The 14,252-nt window shown below is 45.6% G+C and carries 14 protein-coding genes and 1 pseudogene; 12 read left to right on the top strand and 3 right to left on the bottom strand.

From position 1 onward, the window contains the following. Positions 1-30: 30 nt before the first annotated feature. Positions 31-1,983, top strand: coding sequence for a beta-propeller domain-containing protein (locus BGK61_RS02200; protein ID WP_014997524.1), 1,953 nt, complete (start codon positions 31-33; stop codon positions 1,981-1,983). Positions 1,984-2,014: 31 nt separating this feature from the next. Here the strand turns inward: BGK61_RS02200 and BGK61_RS02195 are convergent, their stop codons facing one another. Together BGK61_RS02195 and BGK61_RS02190 are read right to left on the bottom strand one after the other, a co-directional pair. Continuing rightward, entirely contained in the window at positions 2,015-2,332 is a 318-nt protein-coding gene (locus BGK61_RS02195) for an EscU/YscU/HrcU family type III secretion system export apparatus switch protein (protein ID WP_076011844.1), read from the bottom strand. 11 nt (positions 2,333-2,343) lie between these two features. After that, positions 2,344-4,929 (bottom strand): flagellar hook-length control protein FliK, encoded by a 2,586-nt coding sequence (locus tag BGK61_RS02190; protein ID WP_083648689.1) that lies wholly within the window; start codon positions 4,927-4,929, stop codon positions 2,344-2,346. A 323-nt stretch (positions 4,930-5,252) separates the two neighbouring features. On the opposite strand from BGK61_RS02190, the gene ccmA reads away from it, so the two are divergent. The 10 genes from ccmA to BGK61_RS02135 all read left to right on the top strand — a co-directional run bounded on the left by ccmA (position 5,253) and on the right by BGK61_RS02135 (position 13,619). Next, positions 5,253-5,876 carry a cytochrome c biogenesis heme-transporting ATPase CcmA gene (ccmA, locus tag BGK61_RS02180; protein WP_076011842.1) on the top strand — a complete coding sequence of 208 codons (624 nt, stop codon included), beginning with the start codon at positions 5,253-5,255 and terminating at the stop codon, positions 5,874-5,876. Next, complete coding sequence (gene ccmB / locus BGK61_RS02175) at positions 5,876-6,541, top strand: heme exporter protein CcmB (protein WP_076011841.1); 666 nt, start codon at positions 5,876-5,878, stop codon at positions 6,539-6,541. The genes ccmA and ccmB overlap by 1 nt, the downstream gene beginning before the upstream one ends. After that, the gene (locus BGK61_RS02170) at positions 6,541-7,329 is read left to right on the top strand and encodes a heme ABC transporter permease (protein ID WP_076026000.1); all 789 of its coding nucleotides are present in this window, start codon (positions 6,541-6,543) and stop codon (positions 7,327-7,329) included. The genes ccmB and BGK61_RS02170 overlap by 1 nt, the downstream gene beginning before the upstream one ends. A 1-nt stretch (position 7,330) precedes the next feature. Then, positions 7,331-7,540: a heme exporter protein CcmD gene (gene ccmD / locus BGK61_RS02165; RefSeq protein ID WP_076012969.1), complete on the top strand. Its 210-nt coding sequence runs from the start codon at positions 7,331-7,333 to the stop codon at positions 7,538-7,540. Between the two features lie 74 nt (positions 7,541-7,614). After that, a complete protein-coding gene (ccmE, locus tag BGK61_RS02160; protein WP_014997530.1) occupies positions 7,615-8,109 on the top strand; it encodes a cytochrome c maturation protein CcmE in 495 nt (164 codons plus the stop codon). 3 nt (positions 8,110-8,112) lie between these two features. Further along, the gene (locus BGK61_RS02155; protein ID WP_076025999.1) at positions 8,113-10,170 is read left to right on the top strand and encodes a heme lyase CcmF/NrfE family subunit; all 2,058 of its coding nucleotides are present in this window, start codon (positions 8,113-8,115) and stop codon (positions 10,168-10,170) included. Next, positions 10,170-10,871: a redoxin family protein gene (locus BGK61_RS02150; protein WP_076011125.1), complete on the top strand. Its 702-nt coding sequence runs from the start codon at positions 10,170-10,172 to the stop codon at positions 10,869-10,871. The genes BGK61_RS02155 and BGK61_RS02150 overlap by 1 nt, the downstream gene beginning before the upstream one ends. Before the next feature lie 2 nt (positions 10,872-10,873). Then, positions 10,874-11,365, top strand: a complete 492-nt coding sequence (locus BGK61_RS02145; protein WP_076011158.1) for a cytochrome c-type biogenesis protein — start codon at positions 10,874-10,876, stop codon at positions 11,363-11,365. Beyond that, complete coding sequence (ccmI, locus tag BGK61_RS02140) at positions 11,362-12,672, top strand: c-type cytochrome biogenesis protein CcmI (protein ID WP_076011126.1); 1,311 nt, start codon at positions 11,362-11,364, stop codon at positions 12,670-12,672. Before BGK61_RS02145 ends, ccmI begins: the two co-directional genes overlap by 4 nt. Before the next feature lie 2 nt (positions 12,673-12,674). After that, entirely contained in the window at positions 12,675-13,619 is a 945-nt protein-coding gene (locus tag BGK61_RS02135) for an MlaA family lipoprotein (RefSeq protein WP_076011127.1), read from the top strand. 185 nt (positions 13,620-13,804) lie between these two features. Here the strand turns inward: BGK61_RS02135 and BGK61_RS02130 are convergent, their stop codons facing one another. Beyond that, positions 13,805-14,044, bottom strand: a complete 240-nt coding sequence (locus BGK61_RS02130) for a GDP-mannose 4,6-dehydratase (protein ID WP_276205008.1) — start codon at positions 14,042-14,044, stop codon at positions 13,805-13,807. Positions 14,045-14,056: 12 nt separating this feature from the next. Here BGK61_RS02130 and BGK61_RS02125 point away from each other — a divergent pair. Further along, positions 14,057-14,252, top strand: a pseudogene (locus BGK61_RS02125) (IS3 family transposase); the annotation flags it as partial.

The raw sequence follows: 14,252 nt of genomic DNA, 5'->3' as shown, positions 1-14,252 counted from the left end.
TCAACGTTTCAACTAAAAAGGACATGAAACATGAAATCGAAAAGCGGGATAGACGGCATTTCAAAATGCATGGCAGTACTTATTTTCTCTACGTGTGTGATTACCGCATGCAGTAGCGGTGATGGTGGCGATGATGGAGATGTATTACAGCTTTCTCTAACTTCTACGTCTGACGTGCCTCTGGGGCAGAGTCCAAATATATCAGCCAGTCAGTATGTTAAAAACGGACTCTACATAATAAATGTCCAACAAAGGGGCACCACAAGTGGGAACGGTGGTGATTCAGCTGCAGCAGCACCTGAATTTTCCTCAACAACAACGCAAGTCGAAGGTGTGGACGAAGCTGATCGTATTGAGTATGACGGTGAGTATTTATATGTTGCAAACCTACCAACGTGGGACTCGCAACCGGAAGCAGAAAATCGAGTACGAATACTAAAGCGTCAGGACGACTTCTCCCTTGATGTCGTTGCAAACATTCCCCTAGAATCTGAGCATGAAATGATGGGTATGTATCTTCACGATGAGCGTCTAGGCGTTATTACCCGTAAATTTGGTTACTATCCACTGGTGGACGCTGTTGCCATTACAAGCCCATGGAACAGCCCTGACAACGATACGAAGATTCAGTTTATTGACGTTGCTTCACCAGAGACACCTACTATCCCTCATAAAATTAAAATTGATGGGCGACTGATTAGCTCAAGGCGTATAGGCAGCGACTTATACTTAGCTATGCAATATGTACCTTCCGCTGATAATTTGCCTGCTATTGGCAATAGCAACAGCAGTCGCGAGGCGTACTATCGACGTCTTCTAGAGTTGGACAACAGCTCTTTGGTTCCAAATATCACCATTAATGAACAATCTTTGCCACTTTATAATTTAGATGATTGCTTGGTACCTGAAAATGCGAGTAGCAAGAATGGGCATGTGCAGATGCTTAGCTTGGTAAAGATTAACATGTCATCTCCGTCTACCTATTCGGCGTTATGCACTATTGTTGAAGCCGAGGGCTTGTTCATGACCCACAATAATATGTATTTACACGCAACACAGGGAAATGACACTGTTATTCACAAAGTATCTTTAGAGAATGGTATTGAATATCAAGCGACGGGAAAGGTGCGAGGTTCATTCGGTTGGAATAGCTCCCCACAGCTGAAGATGTCTGAACGCGATGGCTATTTTATGGCGGTAACAACGGAAGGTCTTCTTGCTGATAACCCTGAACACTTTCTACATGTTCTAACGCAGCAAGGGCGAAAGCTCGAGGAAGTGGCTTCGCTACCAAACGACAACGAACCGTCACCAATAGGAAAGCCGGGAGAAGATGTTTATGCGGTGCGTTTTTTTGAAGACAAAGCGTATGTTGTTACCTTTGAGCAAGTTGACCCACTTTACGTCATCGACCTTTCCGATGCAGAAGCACCCTTTATTAGCGGGGAACTTACTATACCTGGTTTCTCGAGTTATCTGCATCCCATGGAGAATGGGCTGCTTTTAGGGATAGGTCAGCAAGTGATTGGGACTAATATTCCGGAGGCTGGTGAGCAGCCAATGACCACACCTGTGGAGGATGGAATGAAGGTAAGTTTATTTGACGTATTAGACCCTGAGAACCCCATTTTACTGAATGAATATGTATGGTCTGATACCTATACAGGAGCTGAGTACGATTATAGGGCGTTATCTGTGTTAAAGACGCAGACAGGGTACCGGTTCGCGCTGCCTTCTGAATCATGGATAAGTGACGAAGGCACTTTCTCTTTGCACTATGCTTTACAAATGCTTGAAGTAGATAGTGAAGACAGAACACTGTCGCTGGTAGGAAGCATTAATCATCAACAAGACAATGAAAATTACTACGGCAGTTACGATGACCGAAGTGTTTTACATAACGACCATGTTTACTACCTCAGAGGAAATAAGGTCTATCATGCTCTATGGCAGCAAGAGCCCCCAATCGACGGGCCGTACTGAAATAGCGCAAGTGGTTTAACTAAAGCGTTTACTACACTTCAAAGTCGATACGCTTGATAATTCCCTCCCATCCGGGAGGGATTTTTCCTTGAAGTACATAAGAGTAGGCCAGCAATTCGGCGATCACATAATAAAGCGATTCAGGGATATCTTGCCCCACATCAAGGGTAGCGAGGACTTCGCTTAAGTAAGGGTCTTCGTGAATTAATATCCCGGTTTCTTCAGCCATGGCAATGATGGCTTCTGCCAAATCTTCATAGCCTTTGGCAACCACTTTCGGCGCATTTTTTTTATCGCCTCCGTCATATTTGAGGCCAATAGCGCGCTTTGTTTTTTGTGAATCAGTCATAAATTCCTCATCTACACCCTGGTTTCAAAGATCTGATGAGGGCGTGAGCTTAATGACTCCGGTATGTGTCCCCGTTGGTAACTGGTATTTTCTACAACTAATCCGAGGGAAGTAAGACGATTGTGTAAATAGGGTAGGGTATCGCCAATGCGCCTAAGTACTTCATCGTTGGATGCATATAAGTCTAAAGTAATGGTGCTTTTATCAATTTTTGATTTTGCCAAAACTTGTCCGCTGTCACCAATGTCCAGTTTCATCGTGATATTCCAAACAGAACGCTCGCCTGTTTGTGCGTGCTTATTGTTCTGCCCACCTTGCTCTCGTTTTATCAAGAGCTCTGGCGGACTGTGCTGCTGTGAAAGCGATGGCAAAATGTAATAAAAACTATCTTGTCCTTGAATACGGCTGTCCACATTAGCAATTTTGTTTTGCTGGTGGCTACTTAACAGTGTCTTAAGTTGAGAAAGCAGCTGTTGTCGGCTGTCTAGCTGGTGCATGTCTTGGCTAACACGACTTGGTTGAGCCGTTACCCCCATATTCGCCAACGTTTTTGAAACAACAGAGTCGGGCGCATCTATTTGCGCTTTTAAGCCAGGCTGACGCTGCATGGCGCGACCCGCTAGTGCCAATTGAACTAAGGCAACCAACCCTTGAACAAAGCTCGAAGCGTTTACGGGAGAGGTTAAGTTTATTGGTGTGGTAACTAGCGCCTGTGTGGATATCAGCTGCTGCAAGCGTTGCGACAATCCTTGTTCATTCATATCTAGCGCGAGTTTTTTTGTTCCGCTTTTTACCCCCTCGATAGCACTTTCGTTCTCGCCAACTACGCTCTCATTTGTTTTTGAACCCGCTATAGTGACGTGACTATCTGAAACCACTGGTGGTATCTCTGCGCCTTTACCTTGTGTAGCCGCAAGTTGAGCAGCGATGTTGCTCAGTAAGCTATTTGATAAGCCTTTGGCCTGTGAGCTTAACGCTTGTGCGATAGAGGCAAGTGATACAAGAGAAGATTTACTCCCACCGTCTTTTCCTTGCATGCCATTATTCTCTGCTGAAGCGGCATCTTTCCCTTCCGTCAATATAGCTTTTGCTGTTGCTAGCAGTTGTTCACTGGAAGGCCTAGGCGGGCCGATAAACTCTCCATTAGATATTTTAACCTGCGAAGGCTTCGCGTCGAGTGCATCAAGGCCTTTTAGGTGCTGCAAAATTTTATCAAAATGCTGAGCTTCATGTGCCTTAGGCATACCTTGGCTGGGCGATAACTTTTCATTCTCCACAATAGCGATGAGTTGATTTAATGCTTGGTTGGTACTGCCTGTTTGGCTCAGTAATACTCGAGAAAGTGCAGTGATGGCATTGTGAACATCGGTGCCTTTAAGCGATGTGGGAGCCGCTGCCTTTAGGTTTGTAATGGATGAAGAGTCTTCAAGCGAGCTATTTCCCCTGACGGCTTCGAGCCCTTTCGCTGTCGACTTTGGTAATTGTGAAAGGTTGAGTTTACTTACCTGCTCCTGCGTCAAAGTTGGGGCGGAAAGGGAAGGGGTCTTGCTCTGAGGTACTTCAATATGTAATAACGCGCTTTGTTGCGCAGTGCGAATTGAGAGCTTGCTGTCCGTTAAGGTCAACGAAGAAAGCACTTTTAACGCGTTAGTGCCGTCACCAGAAGCTTTTAGCAACGCACTAAGTTGTGGCGGGTTACTCAAGTTATGCTCAACAGCAACGCCACCTTGCTTGAGAGCGCTGGAAATAAGCTGTTGCTGTAAGTTGGTACTTACATTTTTATGGGTTATGGCGGCGACATTATTGTGGTTGGCTCTTGGGGCGGCGTTTTCGTTGGACAAACCTTGAGAGATTTGCAGCGCGATTCCACCGTTGCTAGCTCGGCTTAGTCCTATAACGACCTGCTGACCGACCAGCTTTTGAAGCGCTGCTCTAGCCGTGCTATCCAACTTTTCAGTGTTTATGTCCGTAAGGGGAACAACCTCGTTTTTAGCCGTGGTGAGCAAGAGTTGCCCAAAGTTTTCATTCTTTGTAGAAATAGAAAGCTGACCTTTAAGCGTAACGGCGGCGTTATTTGCAGCCAGAGCTTGTGCCACGGCTTTCAGTAATTCAGCTTTATCGGGCGCTGACAATGACACGCCTTGTTGAGACAAGCGTGTAGAAAGCAGCACTGCAGAGTGAGCGCTTATCTGACTTTGAGAAGCATTTTGAATATTTTTCGCTTCTGGGCCTGAGAATTGGCCGGGGGAGGTAGGTAAAAGTGCAAGCTGTGCATTGTTAATTGCTTGGTTAGAAAGCTTAGCGCTAACTTCTGCGGGTAAGACAACGTTAAGTACTTGAGCTGCTGACGATATATTATTTGGTGTAACCGTTATCGATAGCACTCGTTCAGGCAAGCGTTCAACTATTACTTTCGCGGCATTATCTAAGGTGGCAGCCTGCGACAGCGCAGCGTTGGCAATAGCAGGAGAAGTACTTCTGCTCGTCCCTTGAGTAGCGGTATCAACATTTCCTGGTGACGATAAAGATGTTGGCGAAGTCGAGCCCGTTGACTGATTCAGAGCCGCTGCCAATAGTGATGATAATGATGTTGTCATAATTGAGATATCGGCACAGTCGCGCTTTTCCTTACTTATTTGAGTATAGCAAATTTGACTATAGCAAAGTGCTTTGAGGCTGATTCATCATTGATAAGTGCTCATCAATAAAGTACAGCGAAACCATTCGTTCTTAAGGCAGCTGAACAATTTATCTTTGCGCTGAAAGACAACCCACCCTTGCTCTACGGGCTCTTTGGAAAAATACCTTTGTCTTTGAAGTAAATCATATTTAATTGGAATTCGCGACTGCGAAAAAGCGTTCATGTGGTAGACTAGCGCCATTTTTTAAAACCTCTTTTTTAGGTTGGAGTAGCCAAGTAGTGTTAGAGGCGTGCGGATTAACGTGCAGCAAACGAGATAGAACCCTTTTTGAGGGGCTTTCACTGGTTGTTAATACTGGTGAGCTGCTGTACTTGCGCGGCCCTAACGGTGCAGGAAAAACCAGCTTACTTCGCATATTAACTGGGTTGAGTGCACCTGATTCGGGCGCCGTTTTATATAACGGTGTAAACATTTCCGAAGACAAGACCGGCTATTATCGCGATCTTTTCTATTTAGGACATAAGAGCGGTACTAACGGCAGCCTTTCAGCCTTGGATAACTTATCGTTTTGGTTAGCCCAACACAGTATATCGGTACAAGAAAATACGCTGTATGACGTCTTGGCAAAAGTAGGGTTAGTTGGGCTTGAAGATGTGCCTGTTAGGTATTTGTCGGCAGGTCAACAGCGTCGTGTGGCGCTATCAAGACTATGGCTTAAGCCAGCAAAGGTGTGGATATTAGACGAACCGTTTACAGCGCTTGATGTAAAAGGGGTTCACTTACTTGAAACAAGTATGAAAGAGCACGTTAGACGCGGTGGTCTTATTATTACCACTTCGCATCAACCACTGTCAGAAAATGCTGGGGAACACCGCGTATTTGACCTGGAGTACCGCTTTTAATGTCACTTTATCAAGGTATTTTTAAACGCGACATGCACATTGCGTTCAAGCAAAAAGCGGAATTGGTGCAACCTCTGATGTTTTTGCTAATGGTGGTGACCTTATTTCCCTTAGGCGTTAGTCCGTCTCCCGACACCCTTCAGCGCATTGGACCGGGGGTAATTTGGATTGCGGCGATTTTGTCATCGCTCATGGCGATGGAAAGGCTGTTTCGCGATGACTTCCAAGACGGGTCGCTAGAGCAGTACATGCTATCTGGTATGCCATTACCAGCGGTGAGTGCAGTAAAAGTGGCTGCCCATTGGCTGGTTAGCTTCGTGCCTTTATTATTGCTATCTCCACTGCTAGCGATGTTTTTAAATTTAACGGTCGATATGTATATCGCGCTCGTTTTAACATTGTTGCTGGGAACGCCATTACTTTCTTTAATTGGTGCTATCGCAGTAGGGCTTACCGTTGGATTGCAAAAAGGTGGGGTGCTGTTGGCATTGCTACTTATCCCTGTCTTTATTCCGTTACTGATATTTGCCACGTCGGCTGTGGATTCTGCCGCACTGCAATTACCTTATCATGCGCAACTTGCTATTATTGCCGCCATGCTTTTATTGGCTGCGGCATTGGCACCGTTTGCCATCGCGTATTCTTTAAAAGTGAGTCAAAACTAATGTGGAAGTGGTTACACCCCTACGCAAAGACAGAGCGCGCGTATCAGCTCTGCCTAACTTTACAGCCTTGGTTTTGGGTTAGTGCTTTAGTGTGTCTGAGCATTGGCACTGTATGGGGGCTGGCATTTGCGCCTCAAGATTATCAACAAGGTGATTCATTTAGAATTATCTATATCCATGTACCTAGCGCAATTTTGTCTATGGGCACTTATGTCGCCATGGCAATTGCAGCCTTGGTGGGTATGGTGTGGCAGTGGCGCACTGCCTATATGAGCATGATTGCTATGGCGCCTATCGGCGCAGTAATGACGTTTATCGCTCTATTCACGGGCGCCGCCTGGGGCAAGCCAATGTGGGGCGCTTGGTGGGTGTGGGATGCACGCCTAACTTCAGAGCTTATTCTGCTTTTCTTGTACATGGGCGTGATTGCGCTTTACGGTGCTTTTGAAGACAAACAGCAGGCGGGTAAAGCCGCAGGCGTGATGGCGCTGGTGGGCGTAGTAAATATTCCTATTATTCACTACTCGGTAGAATGGTGGAACACGTTACATCAAGGCGCGACCATTAGTAAATTCGATAATCCTTCGATTGCTCCTGAAATGCTGTGGCCACTGTTAATTAACTTGCTGGGTTTCGCGTTTTTTATTGGCGCGGTAACGACAGTGCGTTTACGTAATGAGATTGTGCTTAGAGAGATGCACAGGCCTTGGGTACAAGCCTTGGCATTAGAGAATGTGTCGAAACAGACCAGCGGCTCACCTAACGTTAATTTAAAAGAGGGCAGTTAAGATGCAGTTTGAATCCTTTGCCGATTTTTTAAATATGGGCGGCTATGCATTTTATGTATGGCTGTCGTTTGGCGTTACGTTCTTAGCAATGGGTATTATCGTTATTCAGAGTTTTATTAAGCACAGCAAACTTTTAAAGCAGGTTGTGGTGGAACAAGAGCGCAAAGCGCGAATTAAAAAAGCGCGACAGCAACAGCAAGACAGCATGTAGTGTTAATGCTAAAAGTGAACTTAGTATTCATTTGCGTTTTTATCGTTTATTAGTTTTTTCGAAGTGAGAGTTGCATGAACCCGAGACGAAAGCAGCGACTAGCCGTAGTGGGAATTATCGGTTTTTTAATAGTAAGTGCAATTGGATTGATGCTTTACGCCCTAAACGACAGTATTGATCTTTTTTATACGCCAAGTGAAATTATTGAAGGTAAAAACGGCCAGAAACCGCAGGTTGGCCAGCGTCTTCGTATAGGCGGTATGGTGGTGCCTGGTAGTGTAAAAAGGGATCAAGAAAGCTTAGCTGTGAGCTTTGACCTTATCGATACCGGCCCAACGGTTACCGTGACTTATACCGGTATCCTGCCTGATTTGTTCCGTGAAGGTCAGGGCATTGTGGCAACGGGAGTGCTCACTGGTGCAAGCAGTATCAAGGCGCAGGAAGTGCTAGCGAAGCACGATGAAGAGTACATGCCTCCTGAGCTTGCTGAGAAGATGAAGGGCATTAAGCACGTTAAACCTGAAAATATGTCTTCCTACGAGTCGACTACCGGCAGCGGAGGCAAATAAATAATGGTGCCAGAGATTGGAAATATTGCGCTGACGCTTGCGCTAGTGCTCTCTATATTATTGGCCGTTTATCCGCTATGGGGGGCTCACCGTCAGCACGAAGCGTTAATGGCAACCGCCAAACCACTGGCAATCGGCTTGTTTACCTTCACGCTTATCGCCTATGTATGCTTAACCTACGCCTTTGTGACTGACGATTTCAGTGTGGCGTATGTTGCCCAGCACTCAAATAGTCGACTTCCTATTTATTATAAAATTACCGCCGTGTGGGGCGGCCACGAAGGCTCATTTCTGCTGTGGGTGTTGATGCTTTCCATATGGACAGTAGCAGTGGCGATATTCAGCAAGGGTATTCCTCTTGCTATGGTCGCACGGGTGTTGTCGGTATTGGGAATGGTGGGCATCGGTTTTTACTTATTTATGCTGCTTACCTCAAACCCGTTTAACAGCATGCTGCCATTTTTCCCGGTCGATGGTCGAGATCTTAATCCGCTGCTGCAAGATTTTGGCATGATCATTCACCCGCCTATGCTTTATATGGGCTATGTTGGCTTTTCTGTCGCGTTTGCTTTTGCAATTTCAGCACTGATTTCAGGTCAGCTAGACTCAACCTGGGCACGCTGGTCAAGGCCCTGGGTTATTTCTGCCTGGGCGTTTCTCACCGTGGGCATTGCGCTAGGTAGCTGGTGGGCGTATTACGAACTTGGCTGGGGTGGCTGGTGGTTCTGGGATCCAGTAGAGAACGCCTCTTTCATGCCTTGGTTGGTCGGTACTGCGCTAATGCACTCGCTAGCCGTAACCGAAAAGCGAAAGGCGTTTAAGTCGTGGACCGTACTGCTTGCTATTGCCGCCTTTAGTTTGAGTTTACTTGGCACCTTCTTAGTACGTTCTGGAGTGATTGTTTCGGTACACTCGTTTGCAAGCGATCCTACCCGAGGCTTATTTATACTGGGAATATTGATTGTACTTAGTGGCTTTGGCTTGCTGCTTTACGCTATGCGAGCAGCTTCACTTAAAAGCCCAGGCCGCTATCAAGCATTTTCCCGTGAAGTGTTGCTAATGGGAAATAATGTCTTTTTGTGCGCAGCAACACTAGTTGTATTGTTGGGTACACTACTGCCACTTGTACATAAAGAGTTAGGCCTAGGCAGTATTTCTGTAGGCGCTCCGTTCTTCAATCAAATGTTTACCTTATTGATTGTGCCATTCGTACTAATGCTAGGTCTTGGGCCGCTTACGCGCTGGAAACAGCAAAAAGCCAGTGAATTACAAAAACAGCTATTAATCGCTGGCGGTATTGCACTAAGTGCAGGTGTGTTAGTGAACTTTGCCTATGATGAACCAACTTATATGGGCGTTTTAGGCATGGTGTTGGTGTTTTGGATTTTAGTCACTACAGTGCAAGAGGTGATGCAGCGTCTATCGGCAATGCCATCAAGTAACAGTGACAATGCATCGGTGCTATCTAAACTTCGCAAGCTTACGCCAAGCCACTGGGGAATGGTGCTGGGCCATGTGGGTTTTGCAATCTGCATTATCGGCATTACGCTGGTTTCAAACTATGAAATGGAGCGCGATGTGCGCATGGACATCGGCGATACCGTTTCTCTTGGCGATTATGACTTTAGCTTTAGAGATGTCGTCAAAGTCCAAGGTCCGAACTTTGAGGCGGACAAAGGCGTATTCGACGTTTATCAAGACGGTGAATTAATCGCGCATCTTGAGCCAGAAAAGCGTTTGTATATGGTACAGCGTATGCCGATGACTGAAGCCGCTATTCACTCAAATCCTATGAGAGATTTATTTATCGCTATGGGCGAGCCTTTAGACAATGGCGCATGGGCCATCCGTATTTATATTAAGCCATTTGTTATCTGGCTATGGACGGGCGCAGTGGTTATGGCTATAGGCGGTATCTTCTCTATTAGCGACAAACGTTACCGTATGGCTAAAGTTAAAAAGATCAAACGTGTATTTGGTGGTAAAGGTAAAAACGACGCTGAGCAATCTCATGGTCAAGTATCCACTCCATCAAATGCGTCAGTGAAAGGAGGCGCATAATGAAAAAAGCACCACTCGTTGCTATTCCGTTAGTGTTGTTTTCTTTGCTGGTCATTTTCCTGTTTAAAGGGCTTTTTTCTGACCCCAGAGAGTTAGATTCTCAGGTTCAGGATAAGACGTTACCTGCATTCTCACTGCCAGACCTGATGAAGCCAGAGGTGACCTATACACCTGAAGATTTAAAGGGCAAGGTCACCATATTAAATGTATGGGGTGTATGGTGCGTGACCTGCGCTGTTGAGATGCCGTACCTAACTCAGCTAAAGAACGAACAAAACGTTCACATTGTGGGTTTGTATTTTGATCAGGACTTAGACCCAGACTTTGGCACAAAAACACTGAGCCGTGTTCAGCAAGAAGTTACCGACATGCTCAGCCGTTACGGTAACCCTTACGCGTATAATATTTTTGATGTCTATCGCGATACGTCGCTCGACCTTGGAGTAACTGGAGCGCCTGAGCACTTTGTTATCGACGCTGAAGGCATTATTCGCATGCACCACATAGGCGATATTAACGAGCGTGTTTGGAACACCAAAGTTGGCCCGCTATATAACAAGCTGGTGGCAGAAGCGTCTGGCAAAAAAGGCAATGACAAAAAGGTAGATGTAGATGCAGTGATGGCCTCAGAGCCTAACTTGTCGAACACGCTTAATGAAAAAAATAACCAGAGCACCACAAGTGCACAGGGAGGCGAATAATGATGTTATCGAAAACTTCCTCCCACAGTCGCGCGTCCTTTAAAACCATTACGCTAAGTGTTTTTACGCTGCTGATTGTGCTTAGCGCTTATTCGGTAAGTGCGGTTGAAGATAAGTTTTCTTTCGACACGCCTGCTCAGCGTGAAAGCTTTTTAAAGCTTACCGCCGAATTACGTTGCCCTATGTGTCAAAACCAGAATATTGCTGATAGCGACGCCATGATTGCCCATGACATGCGCCGAAAAGTTTACGCGTTGTTAAAACAAGGCAAAACAGAGCAGGAGGTGATTGATTTTATGAAGTCGCGCTATGGCGATTTTGTGCACTATCAACCGCCGGTTACGGCTGCGACCTTGTGGCTTTGGGCCGGTCCAGTCTTGTTTATTTTCATTGCCCTGATTGTGGTGGTTCGCCGCAAATCGGTAACACCACCAGAAGATATGGCTGCTAAGTTAGCTAAAGCAGATGAAATGTTGGAGCGAGAGAAAGAATGAGTTGGTCTGAGTTTTATATTATTGTTTCAGGCTTAATTACGCTTGTTCTATTAATTGTTGCTTTCCCATGGCTGCGTAATAAAAACCACGCAAAACAAGACAGTTTGAGCAATACGCAAATTGTTAAGCAGCGTCTTGCCGAACTTGACCGTGAAGTACAAGAAGGTCTCATCAGCGAGCACGATAAGCGCCAAGCCGTTGATGAACTAAAACTAGCGCTGGTAGATGAAAGCGCATTTCAATCTCATAAAACGGGTACAGCAAAGCTCCCTTTATTGATTGGTGGTGTGCTTGCCATAGTCTGTGGAGTGATTGTATATGCGCAGGTAAACCAAATGGGTCGTGTTGCCCAGGCGAGCCAAGCTATTGAAGCGTTGCCCGAATTGAGTCAACAGCTTGCCAGCGGTAATGCGAATAACCTGACCCAACAAGACATTGCTAGCCTTGCTCTTGCTATACGCCAGCGTTTGAGAGAAGAGCCCGAAGACGACACGGGATGGATGTATTTTGGCAGATTAATGCTGAGTATTGGTCAAGAAGTGCAGGCCATTGAAGCTATCGATAGAGCGGTGAGTTTGGCGCCGTCTAATTCAGCTAATCGCATTACGCTTGCTCAAGCCTTGATGACCACAGGGGATGTAAATAATCTGGAACGTGCGCAATCTATCTTGTTGGGCTTGCTAAACGACAATCCAGCGAATGATAATCTTGCGCTGATGATGGCGGTGGTCTCTGCTCAACTTGGCGATCTTGAAAATACTCAGCGTTTTTATCAACAAGTAGAAGGTAAGTTGCCAGCTGATAGCGATATGGCGCAGCGTTTAGTTGCGCGTATAAAAGAGCTAAAAGGGAATACCAATGAAATGGCAGCGCTACAAAATACAGCTGCTGAAATTACTGATACATCAACAGCGCAAAATGCCAGTAGCGAAGCGAAAAATACTAATAGCGAAGCACAAACCGGCTTTAATATTACGGTGAGTCTGTCTGACGACGCTAATACAAAAGCGCCTAAAGAGGGTTTTCTGATAGTGTTCGCTCAAGACGCAAACTCTGATAACAAAATGCCCGCTGCTGTAGTTAAACTGCCCATAGATGACTTTCCCGTTTCTGTTACTCTAACCACAGAGAACGCAATGATGCCACAATTCACGCTAGCCACGCTTTCTGATGTGGTGGTTACCGCAAGGCTATCTAAAGATGGTAATGTGGCTGTTTCGAAAGGCGAATGGCAAGGCAGTGTGAGCGCAAGCGTTACTGCCAACGAAATATCTTCACTAAGCGTTATTATTGATAAGGAATTATAAGTATGGAACTGTCTAAATTGCTCGCAACTGGGTTGATTATTGCCGCAAGTCTTTTAGGTGGCTGTGCGAGTAACCATACTCAAGATCAGGCTCAAGCGTATTCTCAAGACACTGGGGCGAGCGAGGCTGTAGTGAATACTTCAGACCCCCGCGACCCGTTCGAGCCGGTTAACCGTGAAATCTGGGATTTTAACTGGGATGTGTTGGATGCCTACATTTTACGCCCAATAACGGTTACTTACGTGACGGTAATGCCTCAGCCTGCGCGAACTGGTTTAGTGAACATCACTGATAACCTACAAGAACCTGCTAACTTTTTGAATAATATGTTTCAAGGCAAAGTTGACGATGGTTTAGATAGCCTGGCTCGTTTTTTAATTAACACCACGGTAGGGTTAGTTGGCACCTTTGATGTTGCGTCGAAAATTGGTATTGAGCGCAAACGTGAGCAGTTTGGTGAAACTCTGGCTGTGTGGGGATTAGATACCGGACCTTTCTTAATGCTGCCGTTTTTAGGCCCAAGTGATCCGCGAAGCTTTACCGGTGATTATGTCGACGGTTTTGCATTTCCAATGTCGTTACTTGAAGGTTCTGTAAACTTAGCGCGTATTGGTATTTCGGTACTTGAAACAAGAGCCCAATTACTTGATCAAGAAGCGCAGCTAGAGCAGTCTGTTGATGACTATGCTTTTGTGAAAAATGCTTATTTTGAGAATCTAGAATTTCGCGTTACTGACGGTAAAAGCGGCGATAAAGCCATTGATGATGAGCAGCTAGACGACTTTGCTGATTTTGAAGCGATGTTGGAAGGCAATGACTTTGATAGCTATGAAGAAGCGTCAGAAGAAACAGTCGAAGAGTCTACAGATTTAGAAGATGCGTCAGCTGATGACAGTCAGAAAACTAAGCTAAAAGAAAAAGACGCCAAGTCGAAAGATGGCAAATAGAGAAAGAGTAATAAATAAAACGATGTGGGATAAAGTTCGGGGCAGGGCTTAGTTATTATTATCTAATCTCACCTTCAACGTTACTCCAGCCATATATGCGCCGCACAAAAAAAGCCATGCTCAACAGCATGGCTTTTTAGTTCTGGTAAGTTGAACAGACCTATCGGCAGCGTTCAAATGCAAAACTAGTCCTTTGGATAGCCCATTGGGTTTTGCGACTGCCAATTCCATGTGTCTGCACACATGTCTTCTAAGCCTTTTTCAGCATGCCAATTGAGTTCTGTGGCTGCCTTAGTAGGATCGGCGTAACAGGCTGCCACATCACCGCTTCTACGCGGAGCAATTTTATAAGGTACAGTTTTACCCGAGCCTTTTTCGAAAGCTTTGACCCATCCTAAATAGCGTTGACACTTTTCAAACTTAATTTGGAGAGTGTAATGAAATCAAATAGCAAAAGAACTCAACGCGATTATTCCCTCGCTTTTAAATTGGCTGTTGTAGACCAAGTTGAAAAAGGCGAATTCACATATAAACAAGCACAAGACCACTACGGAATTCAGGGGTGTTCAACGGTTTTAGTTTGGCTTCGTAAGCATGGTCGTCTAAATTGGACGGATGGAACACCTAAGTTTC

The sequence above is a fragment of the Alteromonas abrolhosensis genome (genome assembly GCF_001953635.1).
Lineage (GTDB): Bacteria > Pseudomonadota > Gammaproteobacteria > Enterobacterales > Alteromonadaceae > Alteromonas > Alteromonas abrolhosensis.
Note: the sequence above shows the minus strand (reverse complement) of the source record. Positions and strands in the feature narration are given on the sequence as shown.

Coding starts and splice junctions, on each gene's coding strand:
- BGK61_RS02200 (WP_014997524.1), top strand. CDS start 31: ATGAAATCGAAAAGCGGGATAGACGGCATTTCAAAATGCATGGCAGTA.
- BGK61_RS02195 (WP_076011844.1), bottom strand. CDS start 2,332: ATGACTGATTCACAAAAAACAAAGCGCGCTATTGGCCTCAAATATGAC.
- BGK61_RS02190 (WP_083648689.1), bottom strand. CDS start 4,929: ATGACAACATCATTATCATCACTATTGGCAGCGGCTCTGAATCAGTCA.
- ccmB (WP_076011841.1), top strand. CDS start 5,876: ATGTCACTTTATCAAGGTATTTTTAAACGCGACATGCACATTGCGTTC.
- BGK61_RS02170 (WP_076026000.1), top strand. CDS start 6,541: ATGTGGAAGTGGTTACACCCCTACGCAAAGACAGAGCGCGCGTATCAG.
- ccmD (WP_076012969.1), top strand. CDS start 7,331: ATGCAGTTTGAATCCTTTGCCGATTTTTTAAATATGGGCGGCTATGCA.
- ccmE (WP_014997530.1), top strand. CDS start 7,615: ATGAACCCGAGACGAAAGCAGCGACTAGCCGTAGTGGGAATTATCGGT.
- BGK61_RS02155 (WP_076025999.1), top strand. CDS start 8,113: ATGGTGCCAGAGATTGGAAATATTGCGCTGACGCTTGCGCTAGTGCTC.
- BGK61_RS02150 (WP_076011125.1), top strand. CDS start 10,170: ATGAAAAAAGCACCACTCGTTGCTATTCCGTTAGTGTTGTTTTCTTTG.
- BGK61_RS02145 (WP_076011158.1), top strand. CDS start 10,874: ATGTTATCGAAAACTTCCTCCCACAGTCGCGCGTCCTTTAAAACCATT.
- ccmI (WP_076011126.1), top strand. CDS start 11,362: ATGAGTTGGTCTGAGTTTTATATTATTGTTTCAGGCTTAATTACGCTT.
- BGK61_RS02135 (WP_076011127.1), top strand. CDS start 12,675: ATGGAACTGTCTAAATTGCTCGCAACTGGGTTGATTATTGCCGCAAGT.